Raw genomic sequence first — 19909 nt, forward strand, 5'->3', positions numbered from 1 at the left:
CCGCCTTTTGGAGCGGCGTTCACCGCGGTGCCGTCCGGGCCGGGACGACCCGCGCCGGGCCCGAGTCAGCGGGGGCGAACGGGGTAGGGGCGGGCACGCGGAAGGACCGCCCGGGCTCGCCCGGGCGCACAGCGCGGGACGCCCCGGAGGGATTCCGGGCCGGACCCGCGGAACCGAAACGACAGGGGGAGACGACCATGTCCGAGACTTCGCCTCCGGCGCAGAGCCAGCCCCACCCCGGCCGGACCGAGCCGATGGATCCGCAGCCCAGGGACGAGATGCGCGGCTACGAGGGCCGCGGCCTGCTGAAGGGGAAGCGGGCGCTGATCACCGGGGCCGACTCCGGGATCGGCCGCGCCGTCGCCGTGGCCTTCGCCAAGGAGGGGGCCGACGTCGTCTTCGGCTACCTCAGCGAGGACGCCGACGCCCAGCACACGGTGGGGCTGGTCCAGGAGCAGGGGCGCAAGGCGGTGGGCGTACGCGGCGACCTGGCCGACGAGGCCTTCTGCGCCCACTTGGTGAACCGCGCGGTCGAGGAGCTGGGCGGGATCGACATCCTGGTCGAGCACGCCGCGACCCAGGCACCGGTGGACGACTTCACCGACCTGAGCACCGAGCAGCTGCGCCGCACGTTCGACGTCAACGTGATGGGGGTGTTCTGGACCGTCCGCGAGGCGCTGAAGCACATCCCCGAGGGCGGGTCGATCATCATCACGGGGTCCGTCAACGGCCTGCGCGGCAACAAGTCGCTGATCGACTACGCGTCGAGCAAGGCCGCGGTGATGAACCTGTCGAACTCGCTGGCGCAGACGCTCATGGACCGGGGCATCCGGGTCAACTGCGTGGCGCCCGGGCCGGTGTGGACGCCGCTCATCCCCTCCACGCTCGGGGAGAAGGGCGCGGAGGGCTTCGGCCAGCAGTCGCCCATGGGCCGGGCCGCGGATCCGGACGAGATCGCGCCCTCCTACGTCTTCTTCGCCAGCGGTCGGCTGTCGTCGTACTACACCGGCGAGACGCTGGCCCCGACCGGCGGGGAGATCCAGGCGAGCTGAGCCGGGGGAGGGGGCGGGGCCGCGCTTCCCGTCCCCTCCCGCGCCCGGCGGCGCAGGCCGGGACGCGCGGCCCTCCGCGCGGGCGGCCGGGGGAGGCGGCCGCGAGCCCGGGGAGCCGCGGGCGCCAGGATCGCCCGCCCGGCTGACCCAGTTGACCCAGTTGGCCCGGCTGGCCCGGCTGACCCAGTTGGCCCGGCCACCCTCCCCGCCCGTGCCTTCACGACGTGTACCTCCCCGACACAGCAGGAAGCCCCTCCCGGACGGAGCTCGGGAGGGGCTTCCTGGGATGGGCCGACGGCGCGTCCGACCGGGGTGGCCTCAGGAGCGCGCCTTGGCGGTGCGCCGGTCGTTCTCCTTGCGCAGCGCCTCGACCAGCTGGTCCTTGTTCATGTTCGAGCGCCCCTGGACGCCGAACTTCTTCGCCTGCTCGTAGAGGTGCTCCTTGCTGGCGTTGGCGTCCACTCCCCCGGCGGTCTTCTTGTCCTCGCCGCGTCCGCGCGCGGCCTTGGGGTTGGACGCCTGCTCGTCCGAGGGGCCCGAGCGCTGCTTGGGCACCCAGCGGTCGCCCTGTTTCTCGAACTCGTGCTTGACCGCCGCGAAGGCGACGCGGTGTGCGCGCTCGCCCTCCCCGTACTCCTCCACAGCGGAGTCGTGCGCCTTGATCCAGGTGCGCTGGGCCTTCTTCGGGGACCGCTGGAGGGTCGACGGAAGTTCGCTTGCACCGGGCATGGTCATCACTCCCTCGTCGTGCGCCTACACGGTCCGCCTGCCCGGGGAGGGAACGCCGAAACACCGCGTCCCACCGGCGCGGCGAGGGGTCGGGACGCCGGTGCCACGGGAGCCGGTGCCCCGGGGGCACCACGAGCGCACCCGGGTCACCGGGTGGCCACACGTCCCCCTCTCCCCCCGCGAGCTGGGCTCCGTCACTACTGGTGATTCTACGGATGCACGTTTACCGAAACGACACCATAGTGAACCCACGGCCGAAGGGAGCCGGCCACCCGGCCCCCTCACTCCGCCACCGAGAGGCGGGGCGGCCACCGCCGACCACTGCGGGTACCCGTGAGGTTACCTTGCGGTAATGTCGGCTTTCCCCCCACGGGAGACCCTTGGTCCGCGAACACCGCGAGGTGCGCGGATTCCCGCTGCACGAGAAAAAGGAAAAACCGTGCGAACATACCCCCTTTCCCCCGAAGAGACCGACGGCGCACAACACGGCCCCCGCTCCCGCGTGGCCCGGTTCGCCGCCCGCGCGGGTATGACCCTGGCGCTCACCGCCGGGCTGACCGGCGTCGTCGTCTCCCCGGCCCAGGCCGCCAACCCGTACGAGCGCGGCCCCGCGCCGACCGAGTCGAGCGTCACCGCCGAGGAGGGCTACTTCGACACCGACGAAGAGAGCGTGTCCTCGCTGGTGAGCGGGTTCGGCGGCGGCACGATCTACTACCCCACCGACACCCGTGAGGGAACGTTCGGCGGCGTCGTCGTCGCGCCCGGCTACACGGCGAGCCAGTCCTCGATGGCGTGGATGGGCCACCGGATCGCCTCGCAGGGCTTCGTGGTCTTCACGATCGACACCAACACCCGCTACGACCAGCCCGACAGCCGGGGACGCCAGATCGAGGCCGCCCTGGACTACCTGGTCGACGACAGCGACGTGTCCGACCGGGTGGACGGCGACCGCCTGGCCGTCATGGGCCACTCGATGGGCGGAGGCGGCTCGCTCGCGGCCGCCGAGGACCGGCCGGAGCTGCGCGCGGCGATCCCGCTGACCCCCTGGCACCTCCAGAAGGACTGGTCGGACGTCGAGGTGCCCACGATGATCATCGGCGCGGAGAACGACAGCGTCGCATCGGTCAGATCGCACTCCATCCCGTTCTACGAGAGCCTGGACAGGGACCTGGAGCGCGCCTACCTGGAACTGGAGGGGGCGAGCCACTTCGCGCCCAACCTCTCCAACACGATCATCGCCAGGTACAGCATCTCCTGGCTCAAGCGCTTCGTCGACGAGGACGAGCGCTACGAGCAGTTCCTGTGCCCGCCGCCCGACACCGGGTTCTTCTCCGACTTCTCGGACTACCGGGACTCCTGCCCGCACATCACCTGATCCCGCACCGGCGCCGCGGGGCCGCTCCGGCCCCGCGGCCTCCGGAACCGTGACACGGCGGCGGCTCGGCGAACGCTCCCCCGGGCCGCCGCCCCCGTGTGCCCGGGCAGGGGGCCGTCCTCACCGACGACCACGGACGGGGATACCGCCCGCGGGCTCCGGTCAACGCCCAAGCCGAGGGTGGTGGCGGCGTCGGCGTCGGCGGCGGCTCGGCGCCAAAGGCGGTGGGCACCTGGGGGCGCCGTTCAACGCCCTGGTTGTGGGTGGTGGCGGGAGGTAGCGTCACCAGCTGCCGCGCAGTGGCCTGGGAGGGCGACCAACGCTTGCTATTCGCACGTGGTGGGACTCTGCTGCGGTGGCACCAAAGGCGGTGGGTGTCCGGGGACTCCGCTCAACGCTCCACCCGTTGGTGGTGGCGGGAGGCGGCGGCACCAGCTGCCGCGTAGTGCCCTGGGAGGGCGACCAACGCTTGCTGTTCGCACCTGGTCGGGCTCTGCTGCGTCGGCACCAAAGGCAGCGGGACTGTCGGGCTCCGAGCAGCGGTACCGGCCCCCGTGGCGGGGGCAGGCGACGGAGGCAGCGACCACGGTGAGCGCGGGGCCCGGGCCGCTTGCCGGGTGCGGGCATACCGGGGCTCCGCGCAGCCCGGGGGTCATGTGCGCGGTGGCGGATCCGGGTCCCTGCCGGGCGGATGGTCTCCTCCCCGTCCCCGGTCCCGTCCTGGGTGGTGGTGTGTGCGGAGTTCGCGTTGGTACTTGGCCCGGTTGTGCGGCCCACACAACGGTTGCAGATTGGCCACCACCGTGCGCCCGCCCCGGGAGAAGGAGGTGACGTGGTCGGCCTGGCAGAGGGCGACCGGTACTTCGCATCCGCCCGGGTGGGCGCACGTGCTGTGCCCGTGGAAAGCGGCGGTGCGCTGGCGGGCTGAGGCCAGGCGGCGGCTGTGGCCCACGTCCAGGACCTGTCCGGTGGGCGGGGCGGTGAGCATCCGCACCACCTCAGAGTCAGCGGCCAGTTCGTGGACCAGCCCGACCGGAATCACCCGACCGTGCTCGTCCAACGCCGGAACCTCCTGACCCTGGGCGTCCAGGTAGGTTTCCACGGGCACGACGATGCGGATCTGCGCCAACGGAGCCGGAGTGTTGTCGCATCCGGTGTGGGTGGTGGCGAAGCGCAGCGCGGCGATGAGCGCGTCGTGTTCACGCTGGGACCGGGACCGGGTGTCACCCTCGCTGGGCGGGGTGGTGAAGGTGTCGATGGCCGCGCGCATGATCAACGCATCCCCGCTGCCTCCCCAAGATTGGAGTTGGTAGCTGCCCTGGAAGGTGTCATGCACGACCAAGCCACGGGCGGCGTGAGCAGCTTCGTGGTCACGGTCCAACCGGTGGGGGTCCAAGCGGTAAGCGACCTGGCGGGCCACTGACTGGAGCTGGTTGACCGACAACGCGGGCCGCTCCTGCTTGGCCGCCACCAGCGCCGCTTCGAACCCCTGCCGGTACTCCACCTGATCGGGAAAATGGTCCTCGTCCCGGGCCTGGACGGCCTTGTCGGTGGCCTTGGCGATCGCCACCGCCTCACCCAAGGCCAGAGCACCCTCCTCCACCGCTTCCAGCGTGGCGGGCAGAGTTTCCTGGTGCACGTGTTGGGCCAGACGGGCCAGGTCCTTGGCCTGGGAGGTGGGCATTTTTCCGTGGTGCACCAGCCACTTGTCCAGCGTGGAATAGCCGCTGTAGCGGGCCACCTCACCGCGCGCGTACAGGCGCGCCATCCGCGCGAGCGCCTGGTAGCGGAGCTGGTCCAACTGCGCCCACAGCGCCGCGACCTCCTCAGCCGCACGCTCGTCCGCCCCGGGCGGCACCTCGGTATTCAACGCCTGGTGGATGATCTCGCGCGCACCGGCCAGCGCGGCCACGGCCGGGGAACATTCCCCGGGGGCCGCTTTGGGCGCTGCGATCATCATCTCCATACTTCTTATTATAGGCCAGCACCCGCCCTTTCTCCACTATTCACAGCCCCGAATTAGACGCCTTTCTTCCGAGGACTTCACTTGATTGGGTGGCCACATTTAAGGCGGACTCAAAAGGTGTCCGAAAACGAGCGTCCAGAACGGGAACTCGCCGTTGGTGTCACCGCCAGCCGCCCCAACCCCAGGGGCCGGGGTCGGTGCCTGAGGGTGGAAGGCCCGCTTGTCGTTGGTGCCGACGTCGCAGAGCCCGACCACCCCTACACCCCGGGCGTTGGTCGCCCTCCGGTGGCCGCTCCCGCCTTTGGTGCGGCTGTTCGTCGGCCGCCTCTACCCCCACCCAACGCCAGCCGTTTGCCGAAGATCATTCCACTTCGCGGCAGCTGGCGCGCTTTCGTTGCCGCCAGCAACCCCCAGCAGGAATGGCGTAGGGAGGGGCCCTGAAGACGGCCCCTCCCTACCCCTCAATTCATTATCCCCGTTGGGTACGGGGCGCTTAAGGGCACACCAAAACCTCCGTGGGTGGGATCCCCCCTATTTCCAGGAAACCATCGCCACCCCACCCGCGACCAGCCCCGATGCGCGCCTGTGGAAAACGCGGCCTTACGAAGACCGCCCCACTCCTGGAGACCACCGACCCGCGGTGACCATCCACTCGCGGAGACCACAGACCCCCGGGGACCACCGCTCTCCGAACCCGTCCGAGCTCCTCCGAACCCATCCGAGTTCCTCCGAGTCCCTCCGAGTTCCTCCGGACCCATCCGAGTCCCTCCGAACCCACCCGAGCCCGTCCGAACCCATCCGGGCCCACCCGAGCTCAGTCGTGGAAGGGCAGCTCGTCCGGGCCGAGGGCCGTGAAGTCGGTCTCCTCGATGGGGCCGCCCTCGCGGTCGGTCACACGGGGCTCCTGGACCATCTCGATGCTGCCGCCCGACTCGTACCGGACGACGTAGACGCCCTGGTGGCCGCCGTGGTCGCCGTCACCGGAGGCGAAGGGGACGGGGCTGGGCCCCTGCCACTCCTGGGACTCCAGGGCGTCGACGAGCGACTGGCGGGTGAGGTCCTCGCCCGCCGACCTGAGCGCCTGGGCGAACATGACGGCCTGGGTCATGCCGAAGACGTGCGTGTTGGTGATCGTGCCGCCCTCGCCGTACTCCTCGTACACGTCGATGAAGAACTGGGCCCACTCGTCGTCCTCGTCCTCCACGCGCGGCATGTAGCTCGTGATGAGCATGCCTTCGAGGAAGGCGTCGGCGGGCACGCCCTCGGCGTCGGTGTCCTGCGTGAACTCCGCCAGCAGGCCCTGGAGGGTGGCGGTGTCGCCGCCGATGCTGGAGACCACCCACTGGGGCTCGTAGCCGATGCTGGCCGCCTCCAGCATGCCGAGCGCGACGAACGCCGGGATGCAGGAGCACACGACCACCTCGGCCCCGGTGCGCTCCAGTTCGGCGATCTGGGCGCTGAGGTCGGGCACCTCGGACTCGTAGTGCTCCCGGGCCACGACCTCGTCGCCGAGGTACTGGTCGAGCCCGGTCTGGGAGTCCTCGCCGACGTCGTCGTTCTGGAACAGGTAGCCGACGCTCTGGTCGGGGAAGTTCGCCGCGATGTACTCGCCCTGGATCTTCGCCTCCTTGGTGTAGTCGGTCTGCCAGCCGTAGGTCAGCGGGTGTTCGTCGGGGTTGTTCCACGCCAGGGCGCCCGAGGACGGGAAGACGTCGGGCACGCCCTCCTCGTTGAGGTAGTCGAGGACGCTGCTGTGCGTGGGCGTGCCCAGACCGCCCACCATCGCGAAGACCTCGTCCTCGATGACCAGCTGCCGGGTCACGTCGATCGTCCGCGCGGGGTCGTAGGCGTCGTCCTCGACCCGGTAGTCGATCTCGCGCCCGTTCACGCCGCCCTGGGCGTTGACGTACTCGAACACGGCGCGGGCGCCCTGGGAGACCGCGAGGTAGCCGGGGGCCGCGGGCCCGGTCAGGGGCTGGTGGGAGCCGATGACGACGGCGTCGTCGGTGACGCCGGTGGAGACGTTCAGGTCGACCTCGGCGCCCTCGGTGACCTCACCGGCGCCGGTGCAGGCCGTCGCCAGCATCGTCAGGGCCAGGGAGGCCGCCAGGGCGGCCCGGGTTCCGCTGCGGTTGCGCATGGGGTTCTCCTTCTCGGGGGGTGGGGGTGGAGCGGTGCCGGGCGGGCGGGCGCCCCGGCACCGACTAGCGGGGTCCGGACCCGGCGGGTCCGAGGCGTGCGGTCAGGCGCTGGAGCGCGCCGTGGACGCCCAGGGGCCAGAAGCGCAGGACGAGGATGAGGACGACGCCGAAGAACACGATCGGGAGGTTGTTCTCCGCGTCGCGGCTCAGGCCCAGGGTTCCGGCCAGGTCGGAGACCCAGACCTCCAGGTAGACGATGGCGACCGCGGCCCACAGCGCGCCCCACAGGCTGCCGATGCCGCCCAGGACGAGGGCGGCGAGCAGGGTCAGCGACAGCGCGAGGGTGAAGGTGCTGGGGGTCGCGGTGCCGAGCACGTAGGCCTGGAGTCCGCCCGCGAGGCCGCCCGCCGCCGAGGCGATGACGAACGCGACCACCTTCGTCGTGCCGACCGGGATCCCGGCCATGGCGGCCGCGGTCTCGTCGTCGCGGATGGCGCGCATGCGGCGGCCCAGGCGGCCGGTGGAGACGGTGGCCAGCACGGCCAGGCCGATCACCACGGCGGTCCACACGACCAGGGCCTTCCACTCGCTGTCGGTGACCAGGCCCTGGAGGAGGGGCGGCGCGCCCGCCGTGCGGATGTTGAGGCCGTTGCTGCCGCCGAGGAGCTCGTGGTAGCGGTGGGTCAGCCCGGGCAGGCCGACCGCGAGGATGAGGGTGGCCCCCGCCAGGTAGGGGCCGTGCAGGCGTGCCGTGGCCGCGCCGACCGCGATCCCGGCGACGGCGGAGACCCCCACGATGAGCAGCAGGTTCACCGCCAGGGGGAGCATGGGCTGGTACAGGACCAGCAGAGCCATCGTGTAGGCGCCGATCATCATGAACGCGCCGTGGCCGAGGGACACCTGGCCGCTGCCGCCGACGAGCAGTTGCAGCCCGGCGACGGCCAGCATGGTGTAGCCGACGGCGGCCACACGCAGCGCGGTGAGGTCTCCGGTGGCCAGCAGCAGCGCGGTGACGGCGGCGAGGCCGAGCGCGGCCAGGAGCAGGTGGCGCAGCGGCGCGGGCAGGGCGCGCCACCGGCCGCCGGAGGCGGCGGACGGGTTCGGGGGGTGGGGGGCGGCGGCGCGCTCCGCGCGCTGCCGGGTGGGTGAGGGCATCGCTACACCTTTCGCGCGGCCGGGCGGGACAGGATGCCGTCGGGGCGCACGCTCAGCACCGCGACGACGATGACGAGGGCGGCGAGGGTGGCCAGCTCGGGCCCGGCGTAGCCGGACACGTAGGACATACCGAGGCCGATGAGCATCCCCCCGAGGACGGCGCCGAACGGGTTGTCCAGGCCGCCGATGACGGCGGCGGTGATGCCGTAGACGAACACGACGTCGAACACGTTCGGGGAGATGAACGGCGGTCCGGCGAGCATGCCCGCCAGGGCGCCGATGAAGGAGGCGATCGCCCACCCCGCGGTGAGCATCAGGCCCACCCGCACGCCGCTGAGCCGGGCGGCCTCGGGGTGGAAGGCTGCGGCGCGCATGCGCAGGCCCAGGGGGGTGAACCGGTACAGGGCGAACAGCAGCAGCGCGACGGCCCCGACCGACACCAGGGCGAACGCGTTGGCGGGCGAGAAGCGGCCGACGTAGCTGAACGCGTAGCCGAACCCGTGCTGCTCGTTGCCCCAGACCATCCCGACCAGCCCCTGGACGACCAGGAGGAGGCCGAGGGTGACGATGATGGCGTTGAGCTGGGAGACGCGGGCGATGGGCCGGATGACGAACCGCTCGACCAGCGCGCCCGCGGCCAGGCCCGCGGTGAGCGCGGCGGCGAAGCCGAGCCAGTACGAGCCGGTGAGCTGGGTGACGGTGTAGGCCGTGTAGACCGCGACCAGGGCGAGCGCGGGCTGGGCGAAGTTCACCAGGCGGGTGGCCTGGTAGATGATCACCAGGGACAGCGCCAGCGCCGCGTAGGCCGCCCCGGACGCCAGCCCGTTGAGAGTCAGGTTGATGAAGTGGGTCATGCGGGGACTCCTCTAAAAGCCCAGGTAGGCGTGGCGCGTGCGGTCGTCGGAGAGCAGGTCGGCGGAGGCGCCCCCGACCGCGACGCGCCCCTGGTTGAGGACGAACCCGGTCTCGGTGACCGACAGCGCCCCGGCCGCGTTCTGCTCGACCAGGACGACGGTGAGCCCGGTGCGGTCGCGCAGGTCGCGCAGGAGGGTGAAGATCTGCCTGGTGACCAGGGGCGCGAGGCCCAGCGAGGGCTCGTCGAGCAGCAGCACCCGGGGCCTGGCCATGAGGGCGCGGCCGATGGCGAGCATCTGGCGCTCGCCCCCGGAGAGGGTGCTGGCGGGCCTGGCGCGCCGCTCGGCCAGGGGCGGGAAGAGCTCCAGGACCTCGCCCATGGCGGAGTCGCGGCGGCGGTCGGACCGCCACAGCCCGCCCAGGCGCAGGTTCTCCTCGACGGTGAGTTCGGCGATGACGCCGCCGCCCTCGGGGACGTGGGCGAGGCCGCGGGTGATGACCTTCTCCGCGGGCAGGCGGGTGATGTCCTCGCCGTCGAGCAGGACGCGCCCGGAGGCGGCCGGGTGGAGGCCGGTGATGGTGCGCAGCAGGGTGGTCTTGCCCGCTCCGTTGGCGCCGAGGACGGCGCACACGCCCTTGGCGGGGACGGTGAGGGACACGCGGTCCAGGGCGCGGACGGCTCCGTAGGAGGCGCTGAGCTCCTCGACGGTCAGCAGGGGAGGGGCGGTCATCGGGCGGCTCCGTTCGCGTCGCCGGGACCGGCGGCGGGGGTGTCCGTGGGGGCGGCGGCCGTGCCCCGGGCCGGGGTTCCCGTGTCCCGGCCGGGTACGTCCGCGGGGGTGCCGAGGTAGGCCTGGGTGACGAGGGGGTCGGCCTGGACCTCGGCGGGGGTGCCGGTGGAGATGACCCGGCCGAAGTTCAGCACGACGATGTGGTCGCAGACCCGCATGACCAGGTCCATGTGGTGCTCGACGAGGACGACGGCCATGTCCCGGCTGAAGCCGCGGATCCGGTCGGCGAGGGCGTCGATCTGCGCCCCGGACAGCCCGCTGGCGGGTTCGTCGAGCAGGAGGAGTTCGGGTTCGCTGACGCAGGCGCGCGCGAGGGCGACCTGCTTCTGCACGCCGTAGGGCAGGGTGGCGGGCAGCCGGTGGGCGTGCTCGGCGACCCCGAAGCGCTCCAGGGCTGCCAGGGCGCGCCCGCGCAGCTCACGTTCGTCGCGGTGGTGCCGTCCCAGCCCGGTGAGCAGTGAGAACGGGCCTCCGGTGGCGAGGCGGTCGGCCCCGGCGACGACGTTGTCCAGGACCGTCATCATCGGGAAGAGGTTGAGGCCCTGGAAGGTCCGGGCGATGCCGGCGCGGGCGAGGTGGTGGGGGCGGCGGCCGGGCGGCGGTGCGCCCTTCCAGGTGATGGTCCCGGCGGTGGGGCGCAGGACGCCGGACAGGACGTTGAACAGGGTGGTCTTGCCCGCCCCGTTGGGGCCGATGAGGCCGACGACGGACCCGGGCGCGACCCGGAGTCCTACGCCGTCGAGCGCGGTGAGGCCCCCGAAGCGCACGGTCACCCCGTCAGCGCTCAGGAGGTGCTCCGTTGCGGTCGTCGTCATGGGCTGCCTTTCTCTTCGACCGGAGGCGTACCGACCAGTTGGTATGAGGGAGGTGTCCGGCGGCGCCTCGACCGTCGGCCCGGGGTCAGTTGAACAGGCGGGCCAGGTCCACGCGGGACCTGATGTTGAGCTTGCGGAAGATGCCGCGCAGGTGGTGCTCGACCGTGCGGGGGCTGATGAACATGTGGGCGGCCACCTCGCGGTTGGTGGCCCCTTCGGCGACCAGCCGGGCGATCTGCTGCTGTTGCGCGGTCAGCTCGCTGGTGGAGACGGGGTCGGGGCCGCGTTCGGCGGTCCCGATCGCGCGCAGCTCGGCGCGGGTCTGGCGCACCCACAGCCGCGCCCCGAAGCGTTCGAAGGACTCCAGCGCGTTGTACAGGTGCTCGCGGGCCCGGCCGGGCAGGCGGGCCCGGCGCAGGTGGGCGCCGAACAGCAGCTGGGTGCGCGCGTGCTCGACGTCGTCGTCGCCGCAGGCCCGGTGCAGGGCCAGCGCGTTCTCGAAGTGGTCGCAGGCCTCGTCGCCCGAGGCCAGCAGGCCCGAGCCCCGGGCGGCCAGCGCCAGCGTGCTCGGACTGCCCACCGCCTCGGCCCAGCGCCGGTACCCGGCCAGGGAGGTGCGCGCCCACTCGGTCTCGCCCATGCGGGTCGCCGCCTCCACGAAGTGCGGGGCGGTGAGCAGCCGCATGGTGGGGTGGCCGTGCCCGGGGGCGGCGTGGACCAGGGCGCGCAGCCGGAAGAACGCCTCCGCGGCGTTGCCCCGGGACAGCTCCAGGACGGCCAGCGCCCACGCCGACAGGGCGGCGGCCAGGCCGAGGCTGTTCTCCCCCGCCTGGGCGGCGACCGCGCGCGCCCGGATGCGGCAGGTGTCCACGTCGCCCTGGATGGCGGCGATCATCGCCAGGGACGCCAGGTGCTGGGTGGCCCACACGGTCTGGCCGGTCTCGCGGGAGACCCGCAGGCCGTTCAGGGCGGTCCCTGCGGCCGAGGGGAAGCGCCCGCTCCAGAACTCGGAGAAGACCAGGAAGCCCAGCGCGGCGGGCAGGGTGGCCCGTTCGCCCCGCAGGCGGCCGACCTCGACGGCGCGCGAGGTCACCGAGCGCACGAACGGCGCGTCGCCCAGGCGCAGGCCGCTGATGCCCGCCCAGACCAGCTCGGAGGGCTTGGCGATCGCGGCCAGTCCGGTGGCCTCGCGCAGCAGCGGGGTGGAGCCGGGGTAGTCGCCGCGGAAGGAGACCGCGCACCCCTCCAGGAAGGAGGCGACCATGCGCATCGGCGCCGGGTCGTCCGGGCGGACCAGGGGCAGGGCCAGTTCGGCGGCCCGGCCGTGGCGGGCGGCGTCCCCGGCCAGGGAGGCGGCGTCGGCCGAGCGCACGAGGGCGCGCAGGGCCAGGAAGCGGTCGTGGGGGATGAGTTCGCGGCCGACGGTGAGCAGGCGTTCGGCGACGTCCATGGCGTTCTCGCCGCGCATGGCGATCTGGGCGTCGATGAGGTCGGAGGTCGCCCGCCGCCGGTCCGTCACCGCCAGGGGCCGCGCCCGCGCGAGCAGCCGGGTGGCGCGCGCCGAGCTCCCGGCCATGTAGGCCTCGTAGGAGGCCGTGTTCAGTCGGCAGGCGCGCTCGTCGGGGTCGGGGCACAGGTCGGCCGCGCGCTCGTAGGCGTGGGAGGCGGCGAGGCGGCCCTCGACCCGCTTGACGCGCCGGGCGGCGGCGGTCGCGGCTTCGGCGAGCCCGGCGTCGGGCGCGTCGGCCCCCGAGGCGGTGTGGCGGACGAACTCCGCGGGCGAGAGTTCGGGGTCGCAGGCGCGGGCCAGGGCCCGGTGCGCGGCGCGCAGCCGCCCGGCGGGGGCGTCCTGGGCGATGGCCTCGCGTGTCAGGGGGTCGGCGAAGACGACGGTGTCGCCCTCCACCCGCACCAGGCCGCGCTCCTCCGCCGGTTCGAGGTCGGTGACGGTCGGTCCGGGGCCGCTGGCGCTCGGTCCGGCCTCCTCGCAGGCCTCCAGCAGCCGGTGGACGCGGGGCCCGTCGCCGAGGGCGGCGAGCAGCAGCAGACAGCGGGTCCGCTCGGGGAGATCGCGGTAGGGGGCGAGGAAGCCGGCGCGCAGGCGGCCGGGCAGGCGCGGCGGCTCGGGGAGGGGTTCCTCGCCCAGGAGCTGGGCCCGGGACAGCCCCCGCAGGTGACCGAGGACGGCGGCGGGGTTGCCGTGGGCGGCGCGGACCAGGGCGGCGCGCACGGCGGAGGCCGGGGTGACCGGGGCCCTGTCGGTGAGGATGTCGTGGACCGCCCGCTCCTCCAGCGGTGCGAGCGGGAGTTCGGTGACACCGGGGACGAGGGCGTCGGGAGGGGGTTCGGCGTCGGCCTCGGGCACGCGGGCCCCGGCGGGCTTGCCTCGGCCCTCGCGCGCGGTGAGGACGGCGGCGACGGGGGTTCCGGCGAGGCGCCGTGCGACGAAGGCCAGGGCGTCCAGCGAGGGCGCGTCGAGCCGGTCGGCGTCGTCCACGCACAGCAGGAGGGGGCGGTCGGCCGCGGCGCGGGAGAGCAGTTCGACCAGGCCGGTGTAGAGGGCGAGCCGGTCGGCGTCGGCGACCGCTCCCCGGGTCAGGGCGTCGCGGAGCAGGCCGCGCCGGAGCTCGGGAAGGCGCTCGGTCTCCTCCGCGAGGGGGCGGAGGAGGCGCTGGAGCCCGGCCAGGGGCAGGTCCGCCTCGTCGGCGACCCCGTCCGCGCGGAGCACGGTGAAACCACCCGCGGACCCGCGCAGGTGCTCCAGGAGCGCCGTCTTGCCGCGCCCGGGGCCTCCGGAGAGGAGCAGGGAGGCGCCCCGGCGGGACCGAGCGTCGTCCAGGGCGTCGGAGAGGGCCCGCTGCTCCGTGTCGCGACCCCGGAGGCGGGTGACGGGGGGTTGTGTGTTCCTGCCAGCCACGTGCACACATTCGCACAGCGGGCCCCCGACGCGGCAGGTGCGGGCGACCACACTGGTCGTTTCACCGATGCTCACCCGGAGTCGCACGCGACGTGCGTGACGGGCCTGGGTTGGGGTACTCGCGGTACCCACGGGACGGGTGCGCGGGCAGGGTATCGCGGTGCCCACCTGGGCTTCCGTGGCCGAGAAAAGTGACGGGGCTCACCCTCCCGAGGGGGCCCGGCGCCGCCCCTGCTCCCACGCGGGCCGGGAGCAGGGTTATCAAGCCGTAACGTGCGCACAACGGCACACCCGCGATACCGGCAAACGGGACAAAAGATCACATGGATAGCTTTTTATCTTCTTCAGGACACTGTCGCGACCGCCCCCGACGGGGATATCCAGTCCGGGACGCCCCGTGAGGGAGCGCCCCTACGGCAGGGAGGGACCGACGCCCATGGAGAACCGCTCCACGGCAGCACACGACACGCGGCGGCCGGTGTCCGCCGGCACCCGCACCGGCAACCGCACCGTGCCCCCGACCTTCGGCGTCGAGGAGGAGTTCTTCGTCGTCGACCCCGGCACCCGCCTCATCCTGTCGCGGGCGCCCGAGGTGCTCGCCAACACCCGCGTCCTGGGCGACCACCTGTGCGGTGAGTTCTCCCGCGCGCAGGTGGAGGCCAACAGCCCGGTGTGCGACGACGCGGGCGAGGCCCTGCGCTTCCTGCGCGCGGCGCGCGGGGAACTGGACCGCGCCGCGGGCGCGGCCGGGCTCGCCATCGTCGCCTCCGGCACCGCCGTCCTGGGCGATCCGGCTTCGGTGAGGACCAGCGAGGGGCGCCGCTACGCCGACATCACCGCGCACTTCGGCGCGCTGCGCGAGTCGCACGTGGTGTGCGGCTGCCACGTGCACGTGGGCGTCCCCGACCGGGAGACCGCCGTGGCCGTGGGCAATCACCTGCGCCGGTGGCTGCCGTTCCTGGTGGCGCTGTCGGCGAACTCACCGTTCCACGCCGGACGCGACACCGGCTACTCCAGCTGGCGCACGGTCGCCTGGAACCGGCTGCCCTCGGCCGGACCTCCCCCCTTCCTGCGCTCCCTCGCCGAGCACGAGCAGGCGGTGCGGGCGCTCTCCGACTCCGGGGCGATCCTGGACCGGCGGATGGTCTACTGGGACGTCCGCCTCTCCGACCACCTGCCCACGCTGGAGATCCGGGTGAGCGACGTGGCCGCCACCGCCGAGGAGGCGCTGCTGCTGGCCCTGCTGGTCCGCGGCCTGACCAGTCGTGCGCTCGCCGACGTGCTCTACGGGGTCCCCGCGCCCGCCATCCCCGACCAGGCGCTGCGGGCCGCCGTGTGGCGGGCCGCCCGGGACGGGCTGGAGGGCGTGGTGCCGGACCCGCTGACCGGTGAGGCGCTGCCCGGGCACGCGGCCGCCGAACGGCTGCTGCACGCCGCGCTGCCCGGCCTGCTGGCCAACGGCGACGCCGACCTGGCCTCCTCGCTGCTCGACCGGGTGCGCGCGGCCGGGAGCGGGGCCGCCCGCCAGCGCGCGGTGTACGCCCGGCGGGGCAGGCTCGCCGACGTGGTGGACCACCTCGTGGTCCAGACGAGGGAGGGCCTCGCCTGAGGCGGGCGGCCGCCGTTGTCCACAGGGGCTACCGCCCGCCCCGGATCCGCGGTTTCCTGGATACGGGGGGTCCCCAGGGCCCTCCCACGTCGTGCTGCCCGCGTCCGGCCCCAGGCTCCGGCAGCCGCTCCCGGAGGCCGCCCGGAGCGCCCGGAGGCGGCCGGGGCTACCGCCGGGCCAGCTCCTCCGCGCTGCCGTCCCCGCCCGCAACCTCGGCCATGGTGGGCGGGTTCGCCCCCTCCCGGGTCACCGTGACCGCGGCGACCGACACCGCGAACCCCAGCAGGTCCTCCAGGTCCGCCTTGTCCAGTCCGGCGAGGCGGGCCCGCGGGTCCTCCCCCAGCCGGTCGTGGCGGTCCAGCCAGTTCAGCAGGGCGCCCATGAAGGAGTCGCCCGCGCCCACGGTGTCGGCAACCTCGGTCCTGGGCGCGGCCACCGCCACCTCCTCGCCCCGGCAGACCGCCAGGGCCCCGTCGGCGCCCATGGTCACCACCACCAGCACCGGGCCCAGCGCGGCGACGGCGTGGGCCGCCCGGACCGGGGACAGGTCCGGGTACAGGAACGCCAGGTCCTCGTCGCTCGCCTTCACCAGGTGCGCCTGCGCGGCGTGGCGCAGGGCCAGCGCCCGCGCGGTGACGGGGTCGCCGATGACGTCGTGGCGGATGTTGGGGTCCAGGGTGAGCGTCACCCGCCCGCGCCCGTGCTCGCGGCGCAGCATCGCCTCGATCAGGGTGGCTCCGGGCTCGCGGAACAGCGCTATCGACGCGGCGTGCAGCGCGCGGACCCCCGGTTCCAGCTCCTCGGGCAGCTCCCCCGTCCGCCAGCGCCAGTCGGCGGCGTCGTCCATGCGGAAGTCGTAGCGGGCCGACCCGTCCCGGCCGAGCGTGGCCAGGGCCAGCGCCGTCGGCTCCCGGGCCGGGAGCAGTCCCGCCGGGTCCAGCCCTTCCCCGAGCAGGCGCTCGCGGATCAGCTCGCCGAAGCCGTCCGCGCCGATCCGCGCGAGCAGCCGGGTGGGCGTGCCCAGCCGGGCCGCCGCCACCGCCGTGTTGGCCGGGCCGCCGCCGGGCGCCGCCTTGAGCACGTCGGGGCCGTGGGACGTGGGCAGCAGGTCCATGACGTTCTCGCCCACCACGACGAGGCGGGGTGAGGTTCCGGCCCCCGCGGCCCCTCCGGCCGGGGCGCCCTGCGCGTCCCCTGTGTTGTCGGCGGTCACGCGTTTCCTCCGGAGTCGTGGTCGGTGCCGGGCAGGAGGGCGGCCGCGATGGAGGCCGACAGCCCGATCTGGGGCAGGAGTGCCGCCTGGTAGGCGTGGTAGACGTCCGGCTTGCCCGGCCACACGCTCGCGGCCGGGCGGTTGTCCGGGTCCAGCTCGTGGTGCCAGCTGCCGCGCTCGCGGTCCACGTGGTACCGGTCGGCGTAGGCCCACCAGCGTTCGTGCAGGTCGGCGTAGGAGGCCACGCCGGTGTGCTCCCCCAGCGCCCAGGCGGCCATGGCGGCCTCGGCCACCACCCAGTGCATGCGCTCGCGCACGACCGGCCGGTCCTGCCAGTCGAGGGTGTAGACGAACCCCTCGGCGCCGTCGACGGCCCAGCCGCGCCGGACGGCGTGGTCGAACAGCGCCTCGGCGTCGGTGCGCAGCCAGGCGGGGACGGGGTCGCCCGCACGGCTGAGCGCGACCTCCAGGTGGACCAGCAGGCGCGCCCATTCGAGCAGGTGGCCGGTGGTGCTCCCGAAGGGCCGGAAGGGGTGGTCGGGCTGGTCCCGGTTGTAGTCCGGGACGGGCTTCCAGTCGGAGGTGAAGTGCTCGGGCAGGCGCCAGTCGTGCTCGGCGGCCACACCGTGGACCAGGCGCTCGGCGATGGAGAGCGCGCGGCGGGCCCACACGGCGTCGCCGGTGGCGTCGGCCGCGGCCAGGAAGGCCTCCACGGCGTGCATGTTGCTGTTGGCGCCCCGGTAGTCCTCGGTGGCGGTCCACCCGCTGTCCCAGCTCTCGCGCAGGGCGCCCGCGGACTCCTCCCAGAAGCGCTCCTCGACGACCCGCAGCGCGTCGTCGAGCAGCTCACGCGCTCCCGGACGACCGGCGAGGGTGGCGCTGGAGGCGGCCAGGACCACGAACGCGTGCTCGTAGGCCGACTTGCGCGGCAGCTCGTGGGAGCGCTCCCGGGAAGTGTTCCCCCCGGTGTCGTCCGGCACCCGGTCGAACCAGCCGCCGTCCCGGGCGTCGCGCAGGGGGCCCGTCGCCAGGGCCGCCACGCCGTGGTCGGCCAGCCGTCCGGCGTCGGCCTCCCCCCGCAGGTGGGCCAGGGAGAACACGTGCGTCATCCGCGCGGTGATCCAGGCGGCGGCGGGCCGGTCCCGCTCCACACGCCCGTCCGCGTCGAGCCAGCCGAAGCCGTCGGACACGGCGGATCCGGCGGCGAAGCCGTACAGCCGCCGCTCCTCCTCGCGCAGCCACTCGGGCAGGCCCGGGGCCGGTCGTGTCGATGGTGTCAATCCACTGCCTCCTCAAGGCGTCGGTGAGCGGGTCCACGGTATCCCGCGAACGCGACACCGCGGTAGACCGGGGAGCCCGGTCAACAGAACACACCATCGCTCCCGGGACAGAACATTCCGGACACGCGACTCCGGAGGGGATGCCGAAAACCGGGTGCGTCGCCCCACCCCCTTCTGCCAGAGTCGCCCCGGCGCCGCCCGGACCCGCGGCGGGGCCGCTTCCCCGTCCGCCCACGGCAGAAGGCAGACCCGTCATGACCCGTTCCGGCCCCTCCCCCGAACACCCCGACCGGGACGCCCTGTCCCGCGACCCCCTGCCCCTGCGCGGCAGGACCGCCCTGGTCACCGGCGCGAGCAGGCGCGGCGGCATCGGCTACGCCGTCGCCCGCCGCCTCGCCGCGTACGGCGCCTCGGTGATGGTCCACCACCACCAGCCGCACGACGCGGAGCTGCCCTGGGGCAGCGACGACCTCACCGCCGTGCTCGACGGCGTGCGCGAGGTGCTCGGCGACCCCGCCGCCCGCGTGGCCGACGTCGGCGCGGACATGGCCGCCCCCGACGCGCCCCGGCGGGTGGTGGAGGCGACCGTGGCCGAGTTCGGGCACCTGGACGTCCTGGTGGCCAACCACGCGCGCAACGGCGGCGACGCGACGCTGGCCGAGGTGACCCTGGAGATGCTCGACGGGCACTGGGCGGTCGACGCCCGCGCGCCGATCCTGCTCGCCCAGGCCTTCGCGGCGCGGCACGACGGGCGCCCCGGCGGCCGGGTGCTGTTCATGACCTCCGGGCAGATCCGCGGGGCGATGCCCGGCGAGGTGGCGTACGCGTCGGCCAAGGCGGTCCTGGCCCAGATCACCCCGACCGTCGCCGCCGAACTGGGTCCGCGCGGCATCACCGTGAACGCCGTCGACCCCGGCCCGGTGCAGACCGGTTACATCGACGAGGACCTCATGCGCCGCGTCCTGCCCGGCTTCCCGGCCGGGCGGGTGGGCCTGCCCGACGACCCGGCCAGGCTGCTGGCCTGGCTGACCACCGACGAGGCCTCGTGGGTGACCGGCCAGGTGATCAGCACCGACGGCGGTTTCAGCTGCTAGGGGTCCGGGCTCAGTCCCGGGGACCGGGTTTGGCCACCCGCCCGGCCGCGTTGCGCGCGGCGGCCTTGGCGCTCCCCAGGTCGGCGGCGCGGCAGGTCCACCGGACGTGCTCGGCGGCCGTGACCGGGTCGTCGGCCATGGGGATGTGCCCGCTGCCGATCAGTGAGACCATGCGCGCGTTGGGCACCCGGTGGTGGGCGTGCGCGGCGCTGGACGGCAGCAGCGTCCGGTCGCGGTCGCCCCAGGCGATGGTGACCGGGCACTCGATCGGCCGCGCCGTGAAGACGTACTCGGCGATGCGCGGCACGAGCCGGATGTAGGGCGAGCCGTGCTGGAGGCCCCGGACGCTGAACCGGGTCGCCTTGGCCGCGGGCGAGGAGGGGTCGCCGCGCAGCGCGATCCGCGCGGCCGTCCTGGCCGGGGCGGTGTTGGCCAGGCGCTCCTTGACCGGCATCGGGACGCGCGCGGCCAGGCGGGAGAGCGCGCCGACCCCGCGTATCGCGCACCGGGCGATCCTGTCGGAGAACCCCGCCGGGGAGAACACCGTCACCGACGCGGCCAGGCCCCGGACACCCAGTTCGAGGGCGATCGACCCGCCGAGCGAGTTGCCCGCCAGGTGCGGGCGCTCCAGCCCGTGCAGGCGGCAGAACGCCTCGATGTCGTCGGTCAGGGTGAGGACGTCGTAGGGCTCGTCGGGGCCGGGCCCCGGTGAGGCGCCGAACCCCGGCAGGTCCACGCAGATGACGCGGTAGTCCGCGGAGAGCCGCCGCATCACGGCGGTCCAGCTCTGGCGGCGGTCCCCGAGTCCGTGGAGGAGGACCAGGGGGCGGCCGCTCCCCCGTTCTTCGAAGGCGATACGTGTCGGGTCCATGTCCTTCGGTCTACCCGATACGGGGACCGCTAGCGCCCCGGGCTCG

The 19909-nt window shown here is 73.9% G+C and carries 15 protein-coding genes; 4 read left to right on the forward strand and 11 right to left on the reverse strand.

Going from position 1 to position 19909, the window contains the following annotated elements:
- The first annotated feature begins 197 nt into the window (after nt 1-197).
- On the forward strand, nt 198-1052 hold the full coding sequence (locus EV372_RS09135) for an SDR family oxidoreductase (protein WP_130395658.1): 855 nt from the start codon (nt 198-200) through the stop codon (nt 1050-1052).
- 318 nt (nt 1053-1370) lie between these two features.
- Here EV372_RS09135 and EV372_RS09140 read toward each other — a convergent pair whose 3' ends face one another.
- Nucleotides 1371-1781: a ChaB family protein gene (locus EV372_RS09140; RefSeq protein WP_197044385.1), complete on the reverse strand. Its 411-nt coding sequence runs from the start codon at nt 1779-1781 to the stop codon at nt 1371-1373.
- 439 nt (nt 1782-2220) lie between these two features.
- Here EV372_RS09140 and EV372_RS09145 point away from each other — a divergent pair, with 439 nt between their 5' ends.
- Entirely contained in the window at nt 2221-3156 is a 936-nt protein-coding gene (locus EV372_RS09145) for a poly(ethylene terephthalate) hydrolase family protein (RefSeq protein ID WP_130395660.1), read from the forward strand.
- Between the two features lie 652 nt (nt 3157-3808).
- On the opposite strand, the gene EV372_RS09150 is transcribed toward EV372_RS09145, so the two are convergent.
- From EV372_RS09150 to EV372_RS09180, 7 genes are all read right to left on the reverse strand, one after another.
- A complete protein-coding gene (locus tag EV372_RS09150) occupies nt 3809-5113 on the reverse strand; it encodes an HNH endonuclease signature motif containing protein (protein ID WP_130398833.1) in 1305 nt (434 codons plus the stop codon).
- 823 nt (nt 5114-5936) lie between these two features.
- Nucleotides 5937-7262, reverse strand: a complete 1326-nt coding sequence (locus EV372_RS09155) for an ABC transporter substrate-binding protein (RefSeq protein ID WP_130395661.1) — start codon at nt 7260-7262, stop codon at nt 5937-5939.
- A gap of 64 nt (nt 7263-7326) precedes the next feature.
- Nucleotides 7327-8418, reverse strand: a complete 1092-nt coding sequence (locus EV372_RS09160) for a branched-chain amino acid ABC transporter permease (protein WP_130395662.1) — start codon at nt 8416-8418, stop codon at nt 7327-7329.
- Nucleotides 8419-8420: 2 nt separating this feature from the next.
- Nucleotides 8421-9272, reverse strand: coding sequence for a branched-chain amino acid ABC transporter permease (locus tag EV372_RS09165; RefSeq protein WP_130395663.1), 852 nt, complete (start codon nt 9270-9272; stop codon nt 8421-8423).
- 12 nt (nt 9273-9284) lie between these two features.
- On the reverse strand, nt 9285-10004 hold the full coding sequence (locus EV372_RS09170) for an ABC transporter ATP-binding protein (protein ID WP_130395664.1): 720 nt from the start codon (nt 10002-10004) through the stop codon (nt 9285-9287).
- Entirely contained in the window at nt 10001-10879 is an 879-nt protein-coding gene (locus tag EV372_RS09175) for an ABC transporter ATP-binding protein (RefSeq protein ID WP_130395665.1), read from the reverse strand. The genes EV372_RS09170 and EV372_RS09175 overlap by 4 nt, the downstream gene beginning before the upstream one ends.
- Nucleotides 10880-10964: 85 nt before the next feature.
- Nucleotides 10965-13847 carry a helix-turn-helix transcriptional regulator gene (locus EV372_RS09180; protein ID WP_130398834.1) on the reverse strand — a complete coding sequence of 961 codons (2883 nt, stop codon included), beginning with the start codon at nt 13845-13847 and terminating at the stop codon, nt 10965-10967.
- A gap of 385 nt (nt 13848-14232) precedes the next feature.
- Between EV372_RS09180 and EV372_RS09185 the strand changes: the two genes are divergently transcribed.
- On the forward strand, nt 14233-15405 hold the full coding sequence (locus EV372_RS09185; protein ID WP_130395666.1) for a carboxylate-amine ligase: 1173 nt from the start codon (nt 14233-14235) through the stop codon (nt 15403-15405).
- Between the two features lie 166 nt (nt 15406-15571).
- Here EV372_RS09185 and EV372_RS09190 read toward each other — a convergent pair whose 3' ends face one another.
- Complete coding sequence (locus tag EV372_RS09190; RefSeq protein ID WP_130395667.1) at nt 15572-16618, reverse strand: carbohydrate kinase family protein; 1047 nt, start codon at nt 16616-16618, stop codon at nt 15572-15574.
- On the reverse strand, nt 16615-17898 hold the full coding sequence (locus tag EV372_RS09195; RefSeq protein ID WP_130395668.1) for an AGE family epimerase/isomerase: 1284 nt from the start codon (nt 17896-17898) through the stop codon (nt 16615-16617). Before EV372_RS09195 ends, EV372_RS09190 begins: the two co-directional genes overlap by 4 nt.
- Nucleotides 17899-18152: 254 nt before the next feature.
- Between EV372_RS09195 and EV372_RS09200 the strand changes: the two genes are divergently transcribed.
- A complete protein-coding gene (locus EV372_RS09200) occupies nt 18153-18992 on the forward strand; it encodes an SDR family oxidoreductase (protein ID WP_130395669.1) in 840 nt (279 codons plus the stop codon).
- A gap of 10 nt (nt 18993-19002) precedes the next feature.
- On the opposite strand, the gene EV372_RS09205 is transcribed toward EV372_RS09200, so the two are convergent.
- Nucleotides 19003-19863, reverse strand: a complete 861-nt coding sequence (locus tag EV372_RS09205; RefSeq protein WP_130395670.1) for an alpha/beta fold hydrolase — start codon at nt 19861-19863, stop codon at nt 19003-19005.
- Nucleotides 19864-19909: the final 46 nt, after the last annotated feature.

This window comes from Nocardiopsis sp. CNZ308, assembly GCF_004217075.1.

Coding starts and splice junctions, on each gene's coding strand:
- EV372_RS09140 (WP_197044385.1), bottom strand. CDS start 1,781: ATGCCCGGTGCAAGCGAACTTCCGTCGACCCTCCAGCGGTCCCCGAAG.
- EV372_RS09205 (WP_130395670.1), bottom strand. CDS start 19,863: ATGGACCCGACACGTATCGCCTTCGAAGAACGGGGGAGCGGCCGCCCC.
- EV372_RS09160 (WP_130395662.1), bottom strand. CDS start 8,418: ATGCCCTCACCCACCCGGCAGCGCGCGGAGCGCGCCGCCGCCCCCCAC.
- EV372_RS09185 (WP_130395666.1), top strand. CDS start 14,233: ATGGAGAACCGCTCCACGGCAGCACACGACACGCGGCGGCCGGTGTCC.
- EV372_RS09135 (WP_130395658.1), top strand. CDS start 198: ATGTCCGAGACTTCGCCTCCGGCGCAGAGCCAGCCCCACCCCGGCCGG.
- EV372_RS09175 (WP_130395665.1), bottom strand. CDS start 10,879: ATGACGACGACCGCAACGGAGCACCTCCTGAGCGCTGACGGGGTGACC.
- EV372_RS09170 (WP_130395664.1), bottom strand. CDS start 10,004: ATGACCGCCCCTCCCCTGCTGACCGTCGAGGAGCTCAGCGCCTCCTAC.
- EV372_RS09155 (WP_130395661.1), bottom strand. CDS start 7,262: ATGCGCAACCGCAGCGGAACCCGGGCCGCCCTGGCGGCCTCCCTGGCC.
- EV372_RS09150 (WP_130398833.1), bottom strand. CDS start 5,113: ATGATCGCAGCGCCCAAAGCGGCCCCCGGGGAATGTTCCCCGGCCGTG.
- EV372_RS09200 (WP_130395669.1), top strand. CDS start 18,153: ATGACCCGTTCCGGCCCCTCCCCCGAACACCCCGACCGGGACGCCCTG.
- EV372_RS09165 (WP_130395663.1), bottom strand. CDS start 9,272: ATGACCCACTTCATCAACCTGACTCTCAACGGGCTGGCGTCCGGGGCG.